Source organism: Zoogloea sp. GDB6 (assembly GCF_056724105.1).
This window is the reverse complement of the sequence record NZ_CM161497.1, coordinates 4,913,139-4,934,389: the sequence shown is the minus strand read 5'-3', so window position 1 is coordinate 4,934,389 and position 21,251 is coordinate 4,913,139. Positions and strand designations below refer to the sequence as shown.

The window sequence follows — 21,251 nt, the reverse complement described above, 5'->3', positions numbered from 1 at the left end:
TGAAATCTGATCTACTGCGCGCCATTCCGTGCCCTGACGCCGTATGCCGCGTCCGACTCGACTCATGAGCCAGGAACAAACCTACACCATCACCGATCTCGCCCGCGAGTTCGGGATAACCCCGCGGGCAATCCGTTTCTACGAGGATGAAGGCCTGCTGGCGCCGACTCGTGCCGGCCGCAACCGTATCTATGTGCGTCGCGACCGTACCCGGCTGCGCCTGATCCTGCGCGGCAAGCGCCTGGGCCTGTCGCTGGCCGAGATCGGCGAACTGCTCGGCATGTACGACGGCGTGCGCAATTCCGCTCCCCAGCTGAAGCGTTTTCTCGATGTGCTGGCGGATCGGCGCCGGGCCATCGAGCAGCAGCGCGAAGACATTGAGGCCGTGCTGGGGGAAATCGCCATGCTCGAAAAGCAATGTACCGAACTCCTTGCCGAAAACCCTGCCGGTGCAGCGGCGGCACGGGCGGAACTGGCAGCCCGTTTGCGCGACTCATCATGAGTTTTTAGCAGGAAAATTACGTTAACGTAAGCGTAATTTGTTGTATCAAGATCCAGGCAAGACGGGCTATGCAGGCCTTCCTGTGCGAGAAAGAGGGGGCGTCGTGGAAGGCTTTCCCGACGCCGGCAGGGGTGAAACAGGGGGCGAGGACGGGTATCGTATCGGCCTGTTCCGTTTCCAAAGGAAGAGAAGATCGATGGCAGTAACACTCCGCGTTCTCGGCTCCGATAACACCGCCGAACTCGAACATGTCCGCCAGTTTTTCCGTAACTATGCCGGATGGTTGGGCGTGGACCTGGCATTCCAGAGTTTCGGTGATGAGATGGCAAGTCTGCCGGGCGCATATTCGACGCCGGCCGGGCGGCTGTTCTTCGCCGAACTCGATGGCCAGCCCGCCGGTTGCGTCGGTATCCGTCCCTTCACCGAGGGCGTCTGCGAGATGAAGCGCCTGTACGTGGAGCCCGAGCTCCGCGGCAACGGTGTCGGCCGTGAGCTGGCGCTGGCGGCCATCAAGGCGGCCAAGAGTCTGGGTTACCGCCGGATCCTGCTCGACACCCAGCCGGCGATGCGCATTGCCGTCAAGCTGTACCGGGAGCTGGGCTTCATGGAAGCGCCGGCCTATTACCCGGCGCCGCTCGAAGGCTCCATGTTCTTCGCTCTCGACCTCGAGAACTGGAACGAAGCCGAGATCAAGAACGAGAACCTGTTCCATCTCTTCGACTACAACCTGGCCTGGGCCAAGCACATGCGCCAGGTGGACCCCGGTTTCTTCGAAAAGCTGTCCACGCTGCAGGCCCCCGAATACCTGTGGATCGGCTGTTCCGACTCCCGCGTGCCGGCCAACGAGATCATCGGCCTGTTGCCGGGCGAGGTCTTCGTCCATCGCAACGTTGCCAACGTGGTGGTGCACACCGACCTCAACTGCCTGTCGGTGATCCAGTTCGCCGTCGAGGTGCTGAAGGTCAAACACATCATGGTGGTCGGCCACTACGGCTGCGGCGGCGTCGGTGCCGCGCTGCGCCGCGAGCGCGTCGGCCTGGTGGACCTGTGGCTGCGCCACGTGCAGGACGTGCATGTGAAGCACGCCCGGCGTGTCGATGCCTTGCCGCCGGAGCTGCGCCAGGATCGCCTGTGCGAACTCAACGCGCTGGAGCAGGTGGTCAACGTTTGCCAGACTATCGTCGTGCAGGATGCCTGGCGCCGTGGTCAGCGCCTCACCGTGCATGGCTGGGCCTACGGGCTGAAGGACGGCCTGATCCGTGACCTGGGCATCAATGTCGGCCGGCCGGAAGATCTCACGCCGCGCTACCTGGCTGCCCTGGAGGCGCTGGACGGCTGAGCCTTACCCACGCCGACTGCCGGCGCATTCACCGCGCCGCGCCGGCAGCATTACCACCATGAACTGAACGACAAGGCGCCGGGACAGCCGGCCAATACCGGAGGAGAATACGCATGGCCGAAATGCGCTTGCGCGAAGGCATCAGTCTGGAATCCCTCAACGCCCGCGGTGCCGGCCATCTGCCGGGCTGGTTCGGCTTCGAGGCCGTGGCGCTGGAGCCCGGCAAGCTGTCCTCGCGGTTGTTGATCCGTCCGGAGATGCTGGCGCCCAATGGTTTTCTGCACGCGGCGACGATCATCGCGCTGGCCGATACCTCGGCCGGCTACGCCACCGTCGCCCACCTGCCCGACGGCGCGCAGAGCTTCACCACCATCGAACTGAAGAGCAATTTCCTGGGCACCCAGACCGACGGCGTGCTGCTGTGCGATGCGACGGCCGTGCATCTCGGTCGCAACACCCACGTGTGGGATGCCGAAGTGCGCAGCGGCGACAGCGACCGGCGCTTGGCCTTGTTCCGCTGCACGCAGATGATCCTGTGGCCGAAGGCCGCCTGAACAGGAGAACTTCGTCGTGAATACCCCACAACGTTCCGCCGCCCCGCTGGATTTCTATTTCGACTTCTCCTCTCCATACGGTTACTTCGCTGCCGAGAAGATCGACGAGTTGGCCGCCCGCTATGGGCGCAGTGTGTTGTGGCATCCCTTCCTGCTCGGCGCCACCTTCAAGGTCACCGGCCTCGGGCCGCTGCCCAGCATCCCGCTGAAGGGCGCCTATTCGCTGCACGACATTCTGCGTTCGGCGCGCTACTTCGGCCTGCCCTACCGCCAGCCGAGCAGCTTTCCGCTGCCGACCCAGCATGCCGCCCGTGCCTTCCTGTGGATCAACGACCGGGATCCGGCGTTGGCCCGGCAGTTCGGTCTGGCGATCTACCGCGCCTACTTCGTGGACGACCAGAACATCTCCGACCTGGCGGTGGTGCTCAATGTCGCCGCCGGCCTGCGCCTGGACCGGGACGAGCTGTCCGCCGTGCTCGGCAGCGCGGAGATCAAGGCCCGCCTGATCGCCGAGAGCGAATTGGCGTTGGCTCGCGGCGTCTTCGGTTCGCCCTACATCTTCGTGGACGGCGAGGCCTTCTGGGGCGCCGACCGTTTGTCGCAGATTGAGAAGTGGCTCGCCGAAGGCGGATTCTGAATCCGCACGGAACTTGGCAGCGGGCCTGTTGCCAATCTTGAGGCGACGGCCATGGATAATGCGGGCCATTGAACACCGCCCCACGACCCCGGAGACCTGGATGTCCGCCCCGATCGATTTCTACTTCGACTTTTCCTCGCCCTACGGCTATCTGGCTTCCGAACAGATTGACGCCATCGCGGAAAAGTACGGCCGCACCGTGATGTGGCACGCCATCGTCCTCGACGCCCACTTCCAGCCCCAGGGCGGCATGCGCATTCCGTCCGCACTGATGCGCTCCGAGTACGTACGGCGTGATGTGGAGCGTTCGGCGGCTTTCTTCGAGATCCCGTTCAAGGAGCCCAGCCCCTATCCGCTGCACACCGAGCACGCAGCCCGCGCCTTCCAGTGGCTCAGTGACCGCAATCCGGACGAGGCGCGGGAGTTCGCCCACGCGGTGTATCGCGCTTACTTTGTGGACGGCCGCAACATCGCCGAGACCGCGGTGCTCCTCGAAATCGCCGATGCGCGGGGCCTCGACCGGGACGACATCTCGGCGGCCTTCGCGGACGCCGGCACCAAGGCCCGCCTGAAGGCCGAGATCGACCTGGCTGAGGCACGTGGCGTGTTCGGCGCGCCCTTCTTCATCGTCGAGGGCGAGGGCTTCTGGGGCAACGACCGCTTGCCCCAGCTCGAGCACTGGCTGGCCAAGGGGCCGTATTGAGGAGCAGGGAGATGCGGCATCTCTGCGTATTCTGCGGTTCCCGCATGGGGGGCCGGCCGGTATACCGGGAAGTGGCGGAGACGCTCGGCCAGACCCTGGCGGAACGGAACATCGAGTTGGTCTATGGCGGCGGCAATGTCGGCCTGATGGGCGCGGTCGCCGATGCCTGCCTGGCGGCCGGTGGCAAGGTCGTGGGGGTGATACCGCGCGCGCTGCTGGAATGGGAGGTCGGCCACGAAGGCCTGACCCGCCTGGAAGTGGTGGACTCCATGCACACTCGCAAGGCGCGCATGGCCGAACTGGCGGACGGCTTCATCGCACTGCCCGGCGGGCTTGGCACCTTTGAGGAGCTTTTCGAGATCCTGACCTGGGCCCAGCTGGGTTTCCACGCCAAGCCGGTCGGTCTGCTCAATGTGGACGGCTACTATTCGCCACTGATCCAGATGCTCGACCGCGGCATCGCCGAGGGCTTCATGAAGGCCGAGAACCGCGGCCTGCTGCAGATCGAGGACAACGTCGTGGCGCTGCTGCGGGCCATGGGCCAGCATCATCCGCCGGCTGTCGGAAAGCGTATCCGCGACGAAAAACAGCTCTAAACGGCTTCCCCAACCACGATCCGCCGCCATGCAGCGGTGGGCATGTCTTTACCCCGAGAGTGTTTCATGAGTATTCCTTCCCCCTGTATCAACGTCTGCCGCATGGATGAGGCCAACGCCTATTGCGAAGGCTGTTTCCGCACCATTCCCGAGATCACCGAATGGAGCGGCGCCAGCGAGGCCCGCAAGCAGGAGATCCTGGAGCTGATCGCTGCGCGCCAGGCGGCCCTGTTCGATGGTCCGACGGCCGGCGCGCAGCCCGCCTGAGAGACCACGATGAGCGACGACAATCCCTGCGTCGGCATCTGCCAGATCGACGAAAGCGGCTACTGCATCGGCTGCGGCCGCAGTGCCGACGAGATCTTCGGCGAGACCGATTCCTCTGCCGACGGGCAGGACAGTGCGACCGACAGCCTGAAACCCGTCGCCGGCCAGCCGGCCGACCAGGCCGACTGAGAGCCGGCCATGTCTGCCTGTCCCTTGCCGCCCGGCATCCGGGTGCTGGAACGGGGCTGGCTGTCCGCCAACAACGTGCTGCTGTTCGACGGCGACGCGGCAACGCTGGTCGACAGCGGCTACGTGACCCATGCCGGGCAGACCGTCGCGCTGCTGCGTGAGGCCTTGGACGGACGGCACCTCGGCCGCCTCATCAACACCCATTCCCATTCCGACCACATCGGCGGCAACGCCGCGGTGCAGCGTGCCTTCGGTTGCGCCATCGGCGTGCCGGCGGGCATCGCCGAGGCTGTCCACGCGTGGGACGAGGCGGCCCTGCTGCTGAGCGCCGCCGCCCAGCAGGGCGAGATCTTCCGGCACGATCACGTTATCGCCGCCGGCGAGCGCCTGCAGATGGGCGGCTACGAATGGCAGGTCCTGGCGGCCCCCGGCCACGACATGGACGCGTTGGTCTTCCACGCGCCCGACGCACGCCTGCTGATCTCGGGTGACGCCCTGTGGCGGGACGGTTTCGGCATCCTGTTCGCCGAGGTCATCGGTGCCGGCGGCGGACTGGAGGGCGCGCGCTCCACGCTGGAGGCCATTGCCCGCCTGCCGGTGGAGCGGGTCATCCCCGGCCACGGCGCGCCCTTCGTCGAGGTGGAGGAGGCGCTGGAGTCCGCGTTCGCCCGTCTGCGCGCCTTCGAAGAAGATGGTGCACGGATGGCCCGCAATGCGATCCGGGCGTGCTTCACCTTCACGCTGCTGGAGCGGCGGAGCCTGGATATCGGTAGCCTGCCGGACTATCTGGCGAGCGTCCCGCTTTATCGGGAAGCCAATGAGCGCTTTCTCGGTCTAAGCTTCGGGGAGTTGGCCGAATGGTTGTTGCGTGAACTCCTGCGAGCCGGCGTCGCGAAGCTGGAGGGACAGCTTCTGTATGCGCGTTGATTTGTCAAAATTGACGAGGTCTATAAAATCGACATGGTTCTCGTGTGGGAAATTGTTTATGCTGTTTCTGTATCCATGATTTTCCCGTCATGAAGCTGTGTAAGGCTGCATGCTGCAGCCCCTTGTCGTTCTAGAAACAGGATCGCCTGAAGTCATGCAACTCGTTCTGATCAGTGGTCTGTCCGGTTCCGGCAAGAGCGTTGCGCTCAATGTCATGGAGGACTGCGGCCATTACGTGGTGGACAACCTGCCGTCCGCGCTGCTGCCGCAACTGGTGTCCCACCTGCGCGGCGCCGGCTACCAGCGCATCGCTGTGGCCGTCGACGTGCGCTCGGGGGCCGGCATCGCCTCCCTGCCGAGACAGGTCGAGGCGCTGCGCGGGATGGTGGACGACCTGCGCTTCCTGTTCCTGGATGCCCGTGACGACGTGCTGATCGCGCGCTTTTCCGAGACCCGGCGCCGCCACCCCCTCGGCGACGCTTTCAGCACCCTCGGCGAAGCCATCGCCCGCGAGCGCGAAGAGCTGGCGCTGATCGCCGAGCTGGGCCAGCGCATCGACACCAGCGACCTGGCGGCCAACACGCTGCGCAACTGGATCAAGAGTTTCATGGATCTGGAAGCGGGCAGCCAGATCGCCGTGCTGTTCCAATCCTTCGGCTTCAAGCATGGCATTCCGGTGGACGCCGACCTGGTGTTCGACGTGCGCTGCCTGCCCAACCCCCATTACGACCCGCTGCTGCGGCCGCTGACCGGACGCGACCAGCCGGTCATCGACTTTCTCGAGAAGGTGCCTGAAGTGGGGCAGATGGTGGACGACATCTATGCCTTCGTGGCGTCCTGGCTGCCGGCCTATGTCAATGACAACCGCAGCTACCTGACCATCGCCATTGGCTGTACCGGCGGCCAGCACCGTTCGGTGTATGTGGCCGAGCAACTGGCCGCGCGCTTCCAGGACAATGCTCGGGTGCAGGTACGCCACCGTTCCTTCAAATGAAACAGCGGGCGGTCGCCCTGCAGCGCTGGCTGGCCGCCTGGGCGGCCTACCTGCGGGCGGGCGACTTCCTGGTTCTCGGCGGCGCGCTGGCGGTATGCGTGCTGTCGGCCATGACCCTGTGGCAGGGTGGCCATCCGGACAAGGCCATCATCCGCGCCGGCGGCCGCGTCTTTGCCGAAGTGGATCTCAACGCGCCGCGCATCGTCGACGTGCCGGGCCCGATCGGCACCACCCGCATCGAGGTGCAGCCGGGCCGTGCGCGCGTCGCGTCCGACCCCGGCCCGCGCCAGTACTGCGTACGTCAGGGCTGGCTGAACAGCGCCGGCGCGGTGGCGATCTGCGCCCCCAACGAAGTCAGCCTGTCCCTGTCCGGACGCAATGCCGACTATGACTCCCTCAACTACTGAGATCGAACTCAAGCCGACGGCGGACGACCACCGGGTGGCCCGCCACGCGGCGGCGGCCATCGTGCTGACCGTCGCCGAGGCGGCCATCCCGTTGCCGCTGCCGGGCATCAAGCCGGGCCTAGCCAACATCATCACGCTGGTCGTGCTGGCCCGCTGGGGTTGGCGCGAGGCCGCCTGGGTGGCGCTGCTCAGGGTGCTGGTCGGCAGCCTGCTGCTCGGCCAGTTCCTGGCGCCCGGTTTCTTCCTGAGCCTGACCGGTGGCGTGATGAGCCTCGTCGTGCTGGGCGTTGCGATGCATCTGCCGAAGCGCTGGTTCGGCCCGGTCAGCCAGAGCGTGCTGGCGGCCTTCGCGCACATCGGCGGCCAGGTGCTGGTGGCACGCGTGTGGCTGGTACCCCACGACGGGGTGTTCTACCTGGTGCCGATCTTCGCGCTGGCGGCGACGGTGTTCGGCCTCGCCAACGGCCTGATCGCCGCCCGCCTGCTGTCCGAAGAGCTGGCGGACCAGGGGGTCAGCGCCGCCGACGCCGCGAAATAGGCCGGCTTGCCGGCTTGTCCGGCAGGCCGAGGGCGGCCCGCGACAGGCGGTCGGCGTCCGGATTGCGGTGGCGGGGGACCCATTCCAGGCTGACGCTGGCGAAGGTCCCGAGCTGGGCCCGTAGCCGCGCGAGGATGTCGTGCAGGCGGACGATGTCCGTCTGGGCGTTACCGTTCAAGTGGCGCACCACGAAGTCGCTGTCGCCACGCACCCTCAGATGGGTGGCGCCCGCCTCCCGGGCCAGCTGCAGGGCCTGTTCGAGGGCCAGCAATTCGGCCTCGTTGTTGCACCCCGTGCCGTGGGCGGTGGTCGATAGTTCAATGTGCTGCCCGTCCGGGCCACGCACGACCGCCCCCAGCCCCAGCCGCCCCGGGTTGGGGTAGGCCGAGCCGTCGAACCAGAGCTGCCATTCGGTGCTGGAAGGAGGTGTCGGAACCATGGTGCGTGGGGGATTTCATGTGCCCGCGGGGTGGGGCGCAAGCATGCGGGAAAACAGGCCGGGCGGAAAGGCCGCCGTCCGTCATCCTCCCATCACTTCGCCGTAACACCCGTGCAGCATCGCGCCGTGACACTGGCGCAATGGACCGCTCCGGACTCATCTGCCAAGAACTCACGAGCCACCAGACCTCCCTTCGGGTGGCGGTGGTGACCGAGACTTATCCGCCCGAAATCAACGGTGTGGCGATGACCACCGGGCGTATGGTCGACGGCCTCGTCGCCGCGGGCCATCGGGTTGATCTGATCCGCCCGCGCCAGGCCCACGAGGGCGGCGCCATCGACGGTGGTGGTGGTGGCGTCGAGGAGATGCTGTCCCGCGGTATTCCATTGCCGCGCTATGCCAACCTGCAGCTCGGCCTGCCGGCCCGCAAGGTGCTGCTGCGGCGTTGGTCCCACCAGCGGCCGGACGTGGTACAGGTGGTTACCGAAGGCCCGCTCGGCTGGTCGGCGCTGACCGCCGCGCGCAAGCTGAACCTGCCGGTGATCAGCGAGTTTCACACCAATTTCCATCGCTATAGCGGCCACTACGGCGTCGGCTGGCTGAAGCGCCCGATCGCCGCCTACCTGCGCAAATTCCATAACCGCGCCGACCTGACCCTGGTGCCGACCCGCGCCCTGTGCCACGAACTGGCCGGCCAGGGCATCCCGCGCGTGGATGTGGTGTCGCGCGGCGTGGATACCCAGCTTTTCGATCCCGTCCGCCGTAGCGGCATGCTGCGCCACAGTTGGGGCCTGGCACCGGACGACTTGGCCGTGGTGTATGTCGGCCGGATCGCCCCGGAAAAGAACCTGGCCCTGCTGGAAAGAGCCTTCGAGGCGATCCAGGCCCGCCAGCCGCGGGCCCGCCTGATCATGGTCGGCAGCGGCCCGGCCATGGCGGCCATGCGGGGACGCCAGCCGCGGGCCATCTTCACCGGCCCGCAGACCGGCGAGGCGCTGGCCGAGCACTATGCCAGCGGCGATCTGTTCCTCTTTCCGAGCCTCACCGAGACCTATGGCAATGTGGTTGCCGAGGCGCTGGCCAGCGGCCTGCCGGTGGTCGCCTACCGGGACGCCGCGGCCCAGGAGCTGCTCAGCCACCAGGTACAGGGCTGGCTGGCCGCGCCGGGCGACGAGGCGGCCTTCGTGGAAGGCGCCGTGGCCCTCGCCGAAGCCCCCGAATTGCGCGCCCGCCAGCGTCTCGCTGCGCGGGAGCGGGTAGCCAGCCTGGCCTGGCACGCCATCGTCGACAGCCTGGTCGCCCTGCAGCGCCAGGTCATCCTGAGTTCCCCCGTCGCTGCCCGGAGGTAAACCATGTTCGTGTTGCCCGCCCGCCTGCAATTGCTCGACGACCGCCTGGCGGTCCGCTCCAACCGCCTGTCCCGTTACCGTGGGCTGCGCGACCTGATGCGTGCGGTCAGCCGGCTCGGCGACGGCGTGGCGTGGTACACGCTGGCGGCCTGCCTGTTCGCGCTGTTCGGTGCCGAGGCCCTGCCGGCCCTGCGCCAGATGCTGGCGGCCGGCGTAGTTGGGGTGATCGTCTACAAGATCCTCAAGATCCGCACCTTGCGCCCGCGCCCCTTCGAGGTGGTCAGCGACGTGGTGTGCGCCGGTTCTCCCCTCGACAAGTTCAGCTTTCCGTCCGGCCACACGCTGCACGCGGTGAGCTTCTCCATCGTGCTGGCCCAGCACTTTCCGCCGCTGGCGCCGGCGGTGTTCGGCTTTGCGGCGCTGGTGGCGGTGTCCCGTCCGGTACTCGGCCTGCACTATCCCAGCGATGTGCTGGCCGGCGGCGCGATCGGTGCCACGCTGGCCTACGGCGCCATCACGCTGCTCTAGCCCTGGTTGCGCTGGCCGGCCATGCGGCCGGCGAGGGACTAGACTGGAAGCTACCCCGGTAGCCAGGAGAGGCGCATGAGCATGCCGACCCGATCCGAGCGGGACGCCTTCGGTCCCATCGACGTTCCCGCCAGCGCCCTGTGGGGTGCCCAGACCCAGCGCTCGCTGCGCCATTTCGCAATCTCCACCGAACGCATGCCGGCCGCGCTGATCGCCGCACTGGCCGAGGTCAAGCGTGCCTGCGCGGTGGTCAATGGCGAACTCGGCGTGCTGGCCACCGACAAGGCGGCGGCCATCGTCGCGGCCGCCGACGAGGTGCTGGTCGGCGACCATCCGGACGCCTTCCCGCTGTCCGTGTGGCAGACCGGCTCCGGCACACAGACCAACATGAACATGAATGAAGTGCTCGCGAACAGGGCCTCCGAGTTGCTCGGCGGCGAGCGCGGCATGGGGCGGCGGGTGCATCCCAACGATCATGTGAACCTCGGCCAGTCGTCCAACGACGTCTTTCCGACGGCGATGCATGTGGCGGCTGTGCAGGTGCTGGCCGATGGCGTGCTGCCGGCGCTGCGCGCGCTGTCGGCGACGCTGGCGGCCAAGGCCGCGGAGTTCGCCGACATCGTCAAGATCGGCCGCACCCATCTGCAGGACGCCACGCCGCTGACCGTTGGGCAGGAGATGGGCGGCTGGGTGGCCCAGCTCGATCTGGCGGAGGCGGCCATCGCCGCCAGCCTGCCGGCGCTGCAGGCGCTGGCTATCGGCGGCACCGCGGTGGGCACCGGGCTCAATGCGCCGCCGGGCTTCGGCGAGCGGGTCGCCGCCGAGCTGGCCGGGCGTACCGGGCTGGCCTTCCGCAGCGCGCCCGACAAGTTCGCCGCATTGGCCGGCCACGATGCGCTGGTCGGCGCCCACGGCGCCCTCAGGCAGCTCGCCACGGCGCTGATGAAGATCGCCAACGATGTGCGCTGGCTGGCCTCGGGGCCGCGCTCCGGCCTCGGCGAACTGCTGATCCCGGAGAACGAGCCGGGCAGTTCGATCATGCCCGGCAAGGTCAATCCGACCCAGTGCGAGGCGCTGACGATGCTGTGCTGCCAGGTCTTCGGCAACGATGTGGCGCTGACCTTCGGCGCGGCCTCCGGCAATTTCGAGTTGAATGTCTTCAAGCCGTTGATCGCCCACAATTTCCTCGGCAGCGCGCGTCTGCTGGCGGACGGCATGACCAGCTTCGATGTGCACTGTGCGCGGGGCATCGATGTGAACCGCCCGCGCATTGCCGAACTGGTGGAGCGTTCGCTGATGCTGGTGACGGCGCTGAGCCCACACATCGGCTACGACCGCGCCAGCGAGATCGCCAAGCTGGCCCACCACCGCGGCACCACGCTGCGCGAGGCGGCGCTGGCGCTGGGTTATGTGACGGGGGAAGAGTTCGATGCGTGGGTGCGGGCGGAGGCGATGGTCGGGCAGTAGGCCGCGTGGGCCTGGGCGACGAACAGATCTTCCGGCAGCGGCAGGCAGGCGCGCAGCAGGCGGCGCGGCGCGGTGATCAGCTTGGCGCGGGCTTCGACCGGTTCGACTTCGGCCAGCCAGCCGGGCTGCTCGCCTTCCAGCAGGCGGCCGAGCTGGCCGAGGCGGCGGCCGGTGTGGCCGAGGTAGAGGTTGAAGCGGCGCTGGACGCGGCGGTCGACGAAGCGCGCCGCGTGGTACAGGCCGGCGTGCAGGCCGCTGTTGCGCAGCCAGGTTTCGCCCTTGGTGAGGGTGGCCAGGGCCTGGCCGACTTTGTCCGGATGGCAGTGGAAGGCGCGGCCCATCAGCGGTGAGAGAACGGCACGCTCGCTGCGCATCAGGTCCGCCGGGCGGGCGAACAGCTGGGGTGCTACGTGGCGGTCCATGGCCCATTCAACGGCCACGTGGGTGGCCAGCTCCGACTCGAACCACAGCCGTTCATGGGCCGGCACGAAATGGTTGTGGGCGATGATGTCGGCCATCAGGTGGCTGGCGTAGCCGAGTACCGCGGCCTGTTCGGCGTCGCCGCGGGCGGCGTCCATCAGCGCGTGCAACTGGGGCCAGCGGTGGCTGGTGACCAGCGCCTCGGCGCCGGCGCTGCGGGCGGTGAGGGCCACGTCGGGCAGACAGGCGCCGGCCATCACCAGCTTCGGGTGGCGGCGCGCCAGACGGCGCAGGGCCGGGTCGGCGAGGGGAATCGCCCACAGCAGCAGCTGGGCGAAATAGACATGGGTGTACAGCCCCCAGGCCAGCGCGTCGGCACTGGTCAGCAGCAGGGCCGGCAGCCACAGCAGCGTGTGCGTGGCGAGCCGCCGGCGGGCGGGGCGCAGGGGGAAGATGTCCATGCGTGACAATGTGCACGCTGGCTGTGACGAAACCGTGGAGTCGGGGTGTCAATGCCGTGACAGCTGCCTTCAGACTGGCAGAGACCTGCCGTTAGCTCTTGCCACGCCGTTTTTGATGTTCTTCAGGTACGGCGCTTTTTGGGTTCGTTCATGAAATTGCCGTCGTTCGCGTTCTTCTCCGCTTCCGTTTCAGGTCGGTTCCAGCGCCTGTTGCTGACGGCCGTGGTGCTGACCAACATGGCGGCCATTGCGTTGGCGATCTTCAACTTGAACCAGAGCCAGAACAAGGCGGAGGCATTGGCGACGCTGACGACCCGTAATCTGGTCGAAGCCGTCGAGCACAGCCTGGTCAGCACCGCCCGCACCCTCGATGTGGTGTTACTGGCCTTGGTGGACGAGATCGAGCGGGCCGAGCGCGGGGGCGCCGGCTATCTGTCCAATGCCGAGTTGCTGGGCCTGCTGGCACGTTACAAATCCTGGCTACCGGAGATCGACGGCCTGCGCGTCTATGATGCCCATGGGCGGCCGCGCTGGTGGTTCAGCCGGAGCGGTTCGGCGGCTGGCATCGACGTGTCCGACCGGGATTACTTCAAGGTGCTGCACGACGATCCGCAACGTGGTTTGTTCGTTGCCCGCCCGGTGCTGAGCCGGGTGACCGGCACCTGGGTGATCACCTTCGCGCGCAGCTTGCGGCATGGGGACGGGACCTTTGCGGGCGTCGTCACCGCGGTGGTGCCGCTCGAACATTTCAACCGGTTGCTGCCCCGGCAGCAACTCGGCCCCCAGGGCGGCGCCACGCTGCGTTACGAAGATCTGAGCCTGATCATGCGCGTGCCGTCGATTTCCGGGCCGGCGGGGATGATCGGCAGCACCGCGGTATCCGACGAGCTGCGGGCGCTCGTCGCCAGCGGCCGGCCGGAGGCAAGCTACCGGACGGTCACCGCGTCGGATGGCATCGAGCGCCTCAACACCTTTCGTCGGGTCGAGGGGCTGCCCCTGGTGCTGGTGGTCGGCATGGCCACCGACGACTACCTGGCCGACTGGAAGGAGGCGGTACGCCATTCCGTTGAACTGCTTGCGGTGTTCCTGCTGGTGTCGCTGGGTTCCGCGGTGCTGATCGGCCGGTTGTACCGCCACCAGTTCCTGAATGCCGAGCGGCTGCGGGAGAGCCATGCCCGCCTGGAGGAGACTCTCGCCGATCTGCGCAACCGCGACCAGGTGCTCAGCGCCACCGAGCAGGTCGCCGGCTTGGGCGTGTTTTCCATCGATCTGCATAGCGGCGAGGCCTACAGCTCCGCGCAGTTGCGCCGGATCCTGGGCGGACAGGCGGACGAAGTCCTGAGTGTCGACAGCTGGGTCGAGCGCCTCCATCCGGATGACCGGGAGCGGGTCGTGTCCCGCTTCCGCGAGGGCCTGATGCAGCGTGGCGAGCCCTTCGACGAGGAATACCGGATCCTGCTGCCCGACGGTGCCATCCGCTGGATCCACGGGATTGGCGGGGTGGATCTGGATGCCGATGGCCGGCCGGTCAGCGTGCACGGGGTCTCGCTGGACATCTCCGAGCGCAAACAGGTGCAGGCCTCCCTGCAGGACGCCCTGAACGAATACGAAAAGCTGGTGGAGCGCATGCCCGCCGGCGTCTTCAAGCAACGGGTGTGCGCCGATGGGGACTTCCACGTCATCTACGTGAGTCCGCGTTTCTGCGAACAGATCGGCATCGACGAGGCGACGATCCTGGCCGATCCCCGCAGCGTCACGCGAAAGATCCATCCCGACGACTATCCCGGCTACGCGGCGCGCTGCCGGGCCGTGCGAGAACGGCCGGGGCCCTTCGACTGGGAAGGGCGCGTGGAGGTGAATGGCGAGCTGCGCTGGATGTCGCTCCTGTCGCGCCCGACTCGCCTGCCGGATGGCGACATCCTGTGGGAGGGGGTGCAGTCCGACATCACCGACCGCAAGCGCGCCGAACTGGCGCTGCGCGAAAGTGAGGCGCGTTACCGGTTGCTGCTGCAATTTTCCCCGGTGGGCATCCTGCAGTACGACACCGAACTCAGGGTCAGTTACTGCAACGTCCAGTTTGCCGAGATCATGCAGGTGCCCTACGACTACATGGTGCACGTGGATTGCAGCAAGCTCAGCGACCAGCGCGTGCTGCCGGCGTTGCAGGCAGCGCTGGAGGGGCGTCTCGGCGAATACGAGGGGCCTTACCGGACGACCTTTGCGGGCAAGGAACTGAACATCGCGATGCACTGTTCGCCGCTGCGCGATCCGGTCGGTGGGCTGGTTGGCGGCATTGCGATCCTGCAGGACATCACCGAGCGGGTGTTGAAGGACCAGGAGCTGGCACGCTACCGTGACCATCTGGAGGAACTGGTGGCGGAGCGCACCGCCGACCTGGTGGCCGCCCGCGCGGAAGCCGAACGCCTGGCGCAGGCGAAGAGCGAGTTCCTCGCCAATATGAGCCACGAGATCCGCACCCCCCTCAACGGCGTGCTCGGCCTGGCCCATGTCGGCTACCGGGAGAGCCGCGGCCGCGACCGGGCGCGGGACACTTTTGCGCGCATCGTGGCGTCCGGCCAGTTGCTGCTGGGCATCATCAACGACATCCTCGATTTCTCGAAGATCGAGGCCGGCAAGCTGCATATTGAGGCGATTCCGGTGGAGCTCGCCAGCGTCATCGGCGAGAGCCTGGCCCTGATGGAGGCGCGGGCCCAGACCAAGGGCCTGGTGCTGCGCTTCCGCCGGGGCACGCCGCTTCCGGAGCGCTGCGTCACCGATCCGTTGCGGATCGGGCAGATCCTGCTCAACCTGTTGTCCAACGCGATCAAGTTCACCGAAAAGGGCAGCGTCACACTGAGCGCCGAATTTGCCGATGGGCAGCTGGTACTGAGGGTCAGCGACACCGGCATCGGCATGAGCGAGGAGGAGATCGCCAAGGTCTTCGCGCCCTTCGAGCAGGCCGACAACTCAGTGACCCGCCGCTTCGGCGGCACCGGCCTGGGGCTGGCGATCACGTATCGGCTGGTCGAGCTGATGGGCGGCATGCTCCAGGTCGACAGCCAGCCGGGCTGCGGCAGCACCTTCGAGGTGCGTCTTCCCTGCGAGCCGCTGCCGCCTGGAATGGGGCCGGCGCAGCCCTTGCTGGCCGAGGATGTGCTGCCGGGTACCCGCCTGGTGGACATGACGGTGCTGGTCGTCGAGGACAACGAGGTCAACCAGATGGTGCTGGAAGCCCTGCTGGAGGAAGAAGGCGCCTGCGTCACGCTGGCCAGCAACGGCCAGGAGGCGGTGGAACGGGTGCGCGCCAGTGGTGACGCGGCCTTCCAGGTGGTGTTGATGGACGTCCAGATGCCGGTGATGGATGGTTACGCGGCGACCCGTGAAATCCATGCGCTGGCGCCCACGCTGCCGGTCATCGGGCAGACCGCGCATGCCTTCGAAGAAGAGAAGGCACGCTGCCTGGAGGCGGGGATGGTGGCCCATATCGCCAAACCGGTGGATCCGGAACTGCTGGTGCGGGTGATCCTCCGACATGCCCGTCCGTCCGTGGCGGCAACGCTATAGGCTGCCGGGGCGGCCTCTCCCACAAGGGGAAGTCTAAGCCCGTGGCGCGAACATGATGATGGCCATGCCAGCCAGGGCCACGCTGCCACCGACAGCGTCCCACAGGGTCGGACGGATACCGTCCACCGCCCACAGCCACAGCAGCGCCACGCCGATGTAGACACCGCCGTAGGCCGCGTAGGTGCGGCCAGCGGCGGTGGGGTGGAGGGTCAGCAGCCAGGCGAAGGCGGCCAGGCTCAGCGCCGCCGGCAGCAGCAGCCAGACACTGCGGCCTTCGCGCAGCCACAGCCAGGGCAGGTAGCAGCCGAGGATCTCGGCCAGCGCGGTGAGGGCGAACAAGGCCAGGGTCTTCAGTTCGGACATGATCGGATGGAGGCAGAAATGTGGATCAAGAGTAACCCGTCACAGCAGGAACCGTGCCCTTCGGCGACGATCCAACTCCTGCAGGCCGGCCCATCGGAGAGTCGTCCATGAACGAGAAATCCCGTAGCGAGCCTTTTCCTGTCGGCGATGCGTCCTTCAGCCGGGTCGTCGAGTGGGTGCCGACCGCCATGGTGGTGGTGGACCGCGAAGGCTGCATTGTGCTGGTCAATGCCCAGGCGGAACGCCTGTTCGGCTACGGCCGCGACGAGTTGCTGGGCGAGTCGGTAGACCGCTTGGTACCGGCGCGCTTGGCGGGCCACCATCCCTCCTACCGGGCCAGCTTCTTTGCCGATCCGCACTCGCGGCCGATGGGTAGCGGGCGCGATCTGTTCGCGCGGCGGCGGGACGGTAGCGAGTTTCCGGTGGAGATCGGCCTGACGCCCATCGAGGCCGGCGGCAGCTTCATGGTGCTGGCGGCGGTGGTGGACATCACCGAGCGCAAGCGCCAGGAAGAACGCTTCCGGCGGGTCGTCGAGTTTGCACCGAGCGCGATGGTGATGGTGGACAGGGGCGGCCGCATCGTGCTGGTCAATGCACAGACCGAGCAGCTGTTCGGCTATCCCCGTGAGGCGCTGATCGGTGAAGCGGTGGAGATCCTGGTGCCCGAGCGCCTGCGCAGCGAGCACCAGCAGTTCCGCAGCGGCTTCTTCCACACGCCGCTGGCGCGGCCGATGGGTGTCGGCCGCGACTTGTTCGCGCGCCGCGCCGACGGCTCCGAGTTCCCGGTGGAGATCGGCCTCAACCCCATCGATACCGACGAAGGGCCGATGGTGCTGGCCTCCATCGTGGACATCACCGAGCGGCGCCGCGTGCAGCAGACCCTGGAGAGCGCGCTGCAGGAGAAGACCGTGCTGCTCAACGAGGTGCATCACCGGGTCAAGAACAACCTGCAGGTCATCTCCAGCCTGCTCAACCTGCAATCCACCCATGCCAGCGATCCGCGCCTGCGCAACATCCTGGCGGAGAGCCAGAGCCGCGTGCGGGCGATGGCGCTGACCCACCAGCTGCTGTACGAGCGCAAGGACTTCTCGCGCATCGACCTGGGCGAATACCTCGACCGCCTCACCCAGCTGCTGCTCGGCAGCTACCGGGAGGACAGCGCCCGCATCGCGCTGCGCTGCGTGCTGCCGGGCGAACCGCAGTTCCTCGACCTGGAGCGCGCCGTGCCCTGCGGCCTGATCGTCAATGAGCTGGTCACCAATGCCTTCAAACATGCCTTCCCGGCCGTGCGCAGGGGCGCCGTGCAGATCGAGCTGAAGGCGGTCGGTGAGGAGCTCGATCTGGCAGTGAGCGACGATGGCGTCGGCCTGCCGGAGGGCTTCGACCTCGCTAGCGTGACCTCCCTCGGCCTTCAGCTGGTGCCGCTGCTGGCGGACCAATTGCGCGGCCGGTTCACCGTGGCGAGCGGCGAAGGGGCCCGTTTCGAGCTACGCTTCCCGCTGGCCCTGCCGACCCGGAGACCCCGATGATTGCCGACAAGCCGATCAATCTGATGCTCGTCGAAGACGAACGTGTCGTCGCCTTCGACCTCAAGAACCAGCTGCAGGCCCTCGGCTATCGTGTGGGCGCGATGGTCGGGAGCGGTGAGCAGGCGGTCAGCCAGGTGGCCGACGTGGCGCCGGACCTGGTGCTGATGGATATCCATCTGGAAGGGGACATGGATGGCGTCGAGGCCGCCACCGAGATCCAGGCCCGCCACCGGATCCCGGTGATCTACCTGACCGCCTTCGCCGAGGACGACACCCTGCGCCGGGCCCTCGACAGCCGGCCCTTCGGTTACCTGGTGAAGCCCTGGGACGTGCGCGAACTGCATGCCTCGATCCAGATGGCGCTGGCCCGCCGGGAAGTGGAGGTGGCCGTGGAGCGCAGCGAGCTGCGCCTCAAGCTGGCCCTGGAGGCGGCTGCGCTGGGGGTGTTCGAATGGCAGCCCGTGCAGCACCGCATCCAGGGCGACGGTTGTCCCAGCGCCCTGTTCGGCGAGGGCAGCCTGGTCGCGGAGGGGGACCGGGAGGCATCCTTCCTGGCCCGTGTCAGCCCCGACGACCGCGAACGGGTGGCCGCCGGCCTGCAGGCCGCCCTGCTCAGCGAGGACGCGCGGCGCATCGAGTTCCGCACCGCCCGGGACAACGGCGAGGCCCACTACATCGAGGCCCACGTGAAGGCCCATGCGTCGCGACCGGCGCGCCGGGTGGTCGGCGTGCTGCAGGACGTGACCGAGAGACATAAGACCGAAGAACGCCTGCGCCAGTCGAGCGTGGTCTTCCATACCGCCGCCGAGGCGATCCTGATCGCCGACCGGGAGCGACGCGTCTGCGCCGTGAACCCCGCTTTCACGCGCATCACCGGCTACAACGAGGCCGAGGCGCGTGGTTTCGACGTGGACGTGCTGCTGCGCATCCAGCGCGGAGCGCAGGGCAGCGCGACTTTCTTCGCTGAACTGGCGGCCAATCCGGACGGTTACTGGCAGGGCGAGGTGAGCTGTCGGCGGCGCGGCGGCGAAATCTTTCCGGCCTGGCAGAGCCTCAGCGTGGTGCGCGATGCCCAAGGGCAGGTCGGCAATTACGTGATCGCCTTCTCCGATGTCAGCGAGATGCATGTGGTCGAGGAGAAGCTGCACCACCTGGCCCACCACGATCCGCTCACCGGTCTGCCGAACCGCCTGCTCTTCGATGACCGCATCGAGCAGATCATCGAGCAGGCCCGGCGGAGCCAGCAGCACTGTCTGCTGCTGTTCCTCGACCTGGACAGCTTCAAGGTGGTGAACGACACCCTCGGCCACGTGGTCGGTGACGAATTGTTGCGCATCGTTGCCGGCCGCCTGCGCGGTGCGCTGCGCGGTACCGACACCATCGCCCGGCTGGGCGGCGACGAGTTCGTGATCCTCACCGGCTGCAGCAGCCCCGAGTACGCCGCCGAGCTGGCCAGCAAGATCCTGCAGACCGTCAGCGCGCCGGTCTGCCTCGGCCGGGACAGCATCACCGTGTCGGGCAGCATCGGCATCGCCGTCTACCCGGAGGATGGCGGCGACCGCCACGCGCTGATGCGGGCCGCCGACATCGCGATGTATTCGGCCAAGGCGGCGGGGCGCAACCGCTACCAGTTCTATTCGCCGGAAATGGCGGAGCGCAGCAACGAGCGCCTGAACCTGGAGCAGGGCCTGCGCCGTGCCATCGAGGAAGACCAGCTGCTGCTCCACTACCAGCCGCAGGTTGAGCTGGCCGACGGGCGCATCGTCGGCGTCGAGGCGCTGGTGCGCTGGAACCATCCGCAGCACGGCATGATCCCGCCGGTGCGCTTCATCCCGGTGGCCGAGGAGAGCGGCGTCATCGACAGCCTCGGGCGCTGGGTGCTGGAGCGGGCGTGCCGCGAGGTGGCCGGCCTGTGCCAGCGCGGCGGTGAGCAGCTGCGCCTGGCCGTCAATGTGTCGGCGCGGGAGTTCATGCGCGAAGACTTCATCGCCAGCGTGCTGGCCACGCTGGAGCGGACCGGTTTTCCGGCCTCGGCGCTGGAGCTGGAGATCACCGAAAGCACGCTGCAGGCGATGGAGCGCAGCATGGAGATCCTCGCCGCCCTTCGGCAGCACGGCATCGCGGTGAGTATCGACGATTTCGGCACCGGCTATTCGTCCCTCAGCGTGCTGCGCGACTTGCCGATCGACCGCATCAAGATTGACCGTTCCTTCATCATCCACCTCCCCGAAAAGCGGGAAGGCATGGCGATGATCGAAGCCATCGTAGCCCTCGCCGGCTCCCTCGGCATGGAGATCATCGTCGAGGGCATCGAGCGGCACGAGCAGGCGACGCTGCTGCTGGAACTGGGCTGCGGCGGCGGCCAGGGCTACCTGTTCAGCCGTCCGGTGCCCCATCCGCAGTTGCTCGACCTGCTGACCGGCCCAGACTGAAATCCCGCGGCTACGGTGGCGTTGCGGTCCCGTCCGTGCGTTCGTGTACGCGGACGGGGCAAAGTGCCATCATGCTGCCCAGGCACACGAGAAAAAGAATACGTGGGCCATGGCGCCCAGCCCGACAGACTTAGCCCCGCCCGACGACGCCATGGCCGGATCCAGGGAGCTCGGCATGAGTCCGTTGCGCGATCATACTTACCGGCCCGGCCGGCGCCGCTGCCTGCACCTGCTGGCAGCGCTGGCGACCATCCGTCTGACAGGGGCGCACCCGGCAGCCGCGGGCACCACCTATACCTTTGGCGTCGTCCCCCAATTCGAGCAGCGCAAGCTGTTCGCAATCTGGAAACCGCTCGTCGATGAGTTGGCCCGCCGTACCGGGCTCGATCTCAAGCTCGTTGTGACCCTGTCGGTGCCGGAGTTCGAGGCTGCCGTGGAGGCGGGCAGTTTCGACTTCGTGTATGCCAACCCCTATCACATCCTGAAGGTGCGGGATTCCCAGGGCTATGTCCCGTTGGTCCGCGACGAGGAGGCTCTGCGCGGCATCATCGTGGTGCGCCAGGATAGTCCGTTGAAGAGCGTGAAGGAACTGGACGGCAAGACCCTCGCGGTGCCGTCGCCGAATGCGGTGGGGGCCAGCCTGTTGGTGCGCGCCGAGCTGGAGCGCCTGTATGGGGTGCGCATGCAGATGCTCAACGTGAAGACCCACAGTTCCGTCTATCTGCACGTACTCAATGGCCTCACCGAGGCCGGTGGCGGTGTGCAGAAGACCCTCGCCGAGCAGGCGCCGGCGATCCAGGCCCAGCTGCGGGTGCTGTACACGACCCGTGACATGCCGTCCCATCCGGTTGCCGCCCATCCACGCGTGCCACTCGCGGTACGGGATGCGGTGCGCCAGGCGCTGCTGGCCATCGGCGCCAGCCCGACCGGCAAGGCGCTGCTCGACGACATTCCGATGCCGCGGCCGGTGGCAACCTCCATCGACGACTATTTGCCGATGCGCCAGTGGGGGTTGGAGAAGTACTGGATCGCTGAACGCAAATAGG

At 67.3% G+C, this 21,251-nt stretch carries 22 protein-coding genes; 19 read left to right on the top strand and 3 right to left on the bottom strand.

Features of this window, described 5'->3' with window-relative positions; translation table 11 throughout:
• Nucleotides 1-64: 64 nt before the first annotated feature.
• The 12 genes from AC1PQG_RS22530 to AC1PQG_RS22475 all read left to right on the top strand — a co-directional run bounded on the left by AC1PQG_RS22530 (nucleotide 65) and on the right by AC1PQG_RS22475 (nucleotide 7,653).
• Nucleotides 65-502, top strand: coding sequence for a MerR family transcriptional regulator (locus tag AC1PQG_RS22530; RefSeq protein ID WP_481119971.1), 438 nt, complete (start codon nucleotides 65-67; stop codon nucleotides 500-502).
• Between the two features lie 196 nt (nucleotides 503-698).
• A complete protein-coding gene (gene can / locus AC1PQG_RS22525) occupies nucleotides 699-1,841 on the top strand; it encodes a carbonate dehydratase (RefSeq protein WP_481119970.1) in 1,143 nt (380 codons plus the stop codon).
• 113 nt (nucleotides 1,842-1,954) lie between these two features.
• A complete protein-coding gene (locus AC1PQG_RS22520; protein WP_481119969.1) occupies nucleotides 1,955-2,395 on the top strand; it encodes a PaaI family thioesterase in 441 nt (146 codons plus the stop codon).
• A 16-nt stretch (nucleotides 2,396-2,411) separates the two neighbouring features.
• Entirely contained in the window at nucleotides 2,412-3,032 is a 621-nt protein-coding gene (locus tag AC1PQG_RS22515) for a DsbA family protein (RefSeq protein WP_481119968.1), read from the top strand.
• Nucleotides 3,033-3,132: 100 nt separating this feature from the next.
• Nucleotides 3,133-3,735: a DsbA family protein gene (locus AC1PQG_RS22510; protein WP_481119967.1), complete on the top strand. Its 603-nt coding sequence runs from the start codon at nucleotides 3,133-3,135 to the stop codon at nucleotides 3,733-3,735.
• 11 nt (nucleotides 3,736-3,746) lie between these two features.
• Nucleotides 3,747-4,331 (top strand): LOG family protein, encoded by a 585-nt coding sequence (locus AC1PQG_RS22505; protein ID WP_481119966.1) that lies wholly within the window; start codon nucleotides 3,747-3,749, stop codon nucleotides 4,329-4,331.
• Nucleotides 4,332-4,397: 66 nt separating this feature from the next.
• Nucleotides 4,398-4,598 carry a DUF1289 domain-containing protein gene (locus tag AC1PQG_RS22500; RefSeq protein WP_481119965.1) on the top strand — a complete coding sequence of 67 codons (201 nt, stop codon included), beginning with the start codon at nucleotides 4,398-4,400 and terminating at the stop codon, nucleotides 4,596-4,598.
• Between the two features lie 9 nt (nucleotides 4,599-4,607).
• Nucleotides 4,608-4,787 carry a DUF1289 domain-containing protein gene (locus AC1PQG_RS22495; protein ID WP_481119964.1) on the top strand — a complete coding sequence of 60 codons (180 nt, stop codon included), beginning with the start codon at nucleotides 4,608-4,610 and terminating at the stop codon, nucleotides 4,785-4,787.
• 9 nt (nucleotides 4,788-4,796) lie between these two features.
• Nucleotides 4,797-5,714, top strand: a complete 918-nt coding sequence (locus tag AC1PQG_RS22490) for an MBL fold metallo-hydrolase (protein ID WP_481119963.1) — start codon at nucleotides 4,797-4,799, stop codon at nucleotides 5,712-5,714.
• A 154-nt stretch (nucleotides 5,715-5,868) separates the two neighbouring features.
• Nucleotides 5,869-6,708 carry an RNase adapter RapZ gene (gene rapZ / locus AC1PQG_RS22485; RefSeq protein ID WP_481119962.1) on the top strand — a complete coding sequence of 280 codons (840 nt, stop codon included), beginning with the start codon at nucleotides 5,869-5,871 and terminating at the stop codon, nucleotides 6,706-6,708.
• Nucleotides 6,705-7,115, top strand: a complete 411-nt coding sequence (locus tag AC1PQG_RS22480; RefSeq protein WP_481119961.1) for a NusG domain II-containing protein — start codon at nucleotides 6,705-6,707, stop codon at nucleotides 7,113-7,115. Before rapZ ends, AC1PQG_RS22480 begins: the two co-directional genes overlap by 4 nt.
• Nucleotides 7,096-7,653 carry a Gx transporter family protein gene (locus AC1PQG_RS22475; RefSeq protein WP_481119960.1) on the top strand — a complete coding sequence of 186 codons (558 nt, stop codon included), beginning with the start codon at nucleotides 7,096-7,098 and terminating at the stop codon, nucleotides 7,651-7,653. The genes AC1PQG_RS22480 and AC1PQG_RS22475 overlap by 20 nt, the downstream gene beginning before the upstream one ends.
• Here AC1PQG_RS22475 and AC1PQG_RS22470 read toward each other — a convergent pair.
• The gene (locus AC1PQG_RS22470; protein WP_481119959.1) at nucleotides 7,628-8,092 is read right to left on the bottom strand and encodes a ribonuclease HI family protein; all 465 of its coding nucleotides are present in this window, start codon (nucleotides 8,090-8,092) and stop codon (nucleotides 7,628-7,630) included. The genes AC1PQG_RS22475 and AC1PQG_RS22470 overlap by 26 nt on opposite strands.
• A gap of 140 nt (nucleotides 8,093-8,232) precedes the next feature.
• Between AC1PQG_RS22470 and AC1PQG_RS22465 the strand changes: the two genes are divergently transcribed.
• From AC1PQG_RS22465 to fumC, 3 genes are all read left to right on the top strand, one after another.
• Nucleotides 8,233-9,441, top strand: a complete 1,209-nt coding sequence (locus AC1PQG_RS22465) for a glycosyltransferase family 4 protein (RefSeq protein WP_481119958.1) — start codon at nucleotides 8,233-8,235, stop codon at nucleotides 9,439-9,441.
• A 3-nt stretch (nucleotides 9,442-9,444) separates the two neighbouring features.
• Complete coding sequence (locus AC1PQG_RS22460; RefSeq protein WP_481119957.1) at nucleotides 9,445-9,969, top strand: phosphatase PAP2 family protein; 525 nt, start codon at nucleotides 9,445-9,447, stop codon at nucleotides 9,967-9,969.
• Nucleotides 9,970-10,050: 81 nt separating this feature from the next.
• Complete coding sequence (gene fumC / locus AC1PQG_RS22455) at nucleotides 10,051-11,436, top strand: class II fumarate hydratase (RefSeq protein ID WP_481123049.1); 1,386 nt, start codon at nucleotides 10,051-10,053, stop codon at nucleotides 11,434-11,436.
• Here fumC and AC1PQG_RS22450 read toward each other — a convergent pair.
• A complete protein-coding gene (locus AC1PQG_RS22450) occupies nucleotides 11,376-12,317 on the bottom strand; it encodes a zinc dependent phospholipase C family protein (RefSeq protein WP_481119956.1) in 942 nt (313 codons plus the stop codon). The two genes, fumC and AC1PQG_RS22450, sit on opposite strands and share 61 nt — an antisense overlap.
• Nucleotides 12,318-12,467: 150 nt before the next feature.
• On the opposite strand from AC1PQG_RS22450, the gene AC1PQG_RS22445 reads away from it, so the two are divergent.
• Nucleotides 12,468-15,881 (top strand): ATP-binding protein, encoded by a 3,414-nt coding sequence (locus AC1PQG_RS22445; RefSeq protein ID WP_481119955.1) that lies wholly within the window; start codon nucleotides 12,468-12,470, stop codon nucleotides 15,879-15,881.
• A 33-nt stretch (nucleotides 15,882-15,914) separates the two neighbouring features.
• Here the strand turns inward: AC1PQG_RS22445 and AC1PQG_RS22440 are convergent, their stop codons facing one another.
• The gene (locus AC1PQG_RS22440; RefSeq protein ID WP_481119954.1) at nucleotides 15,915-16,244 is read right to left on the bottom strand and encodes a YnfA family protein; all 330 of its coding nucleotides are present in this window, start codon (nucleotides 16,242-16,244) and stop codon (nucleotides 15,915-15,917) included.
• A 107-nt stretch (nucleotides 16,245-16,351) separates the two neighbouring features.
• On the opposite strand from AC1PQG_RS22440, the gene AC1PQG_RS22435 reads away from it, so the two are divergent.
• The 3 genes from AC1PQG_RS22435 to AC1PQG_RS22425 all read left to right on the top strand — a co-directional run bounded on the left by AC1PQG_RS22435 (nucleotide 16,352) and on the right by AC1PQG_RS22425 (nucleotide 21,250).
• Nucleotides 16,352-17,773, top strand: a complete 1,422-nt coding sequence (locus AC1PQG_RS22435; RefSeq protein ID WP_481119953.1) for a sensor histidine kinase — start codon at nucleotides 16,352-16,354, stop codon at nucleotides 17,771-17,773.
• Nucleotides 17,770-20,205 (top strand): two-component system response regulator, encoded by a 2,436-nt coding sequence (locus AC1PQG_RS22430; protein ID WP_481119952.1) that lies wholly within the window; start codon nucleotides 17,770-17,772, stop codon nucleotides 20,203-20,205. The genes AC1PQG_RS22435 and AC1PQG_RS22430 overlap by 4 nt, the downstream gene beginning before the upstream one ends.
• Nucleotides 20,206-20,380: 175 nt before the next feature.
• Nucleotides 20,381-21,250, top strand: a complete 870-nt coding sequence (locus AC1PQG_RS22425; protein WP_481119951.1) for a phosphate/phosphite/phosphonate ABC transporter substrate-binding protein — start codon at nucleotides 20,381-20,383, stop codon at nucleotides 21,248-21,250.
• Nucleotide 21,251 lies beyond the last annotated feature (1 nt).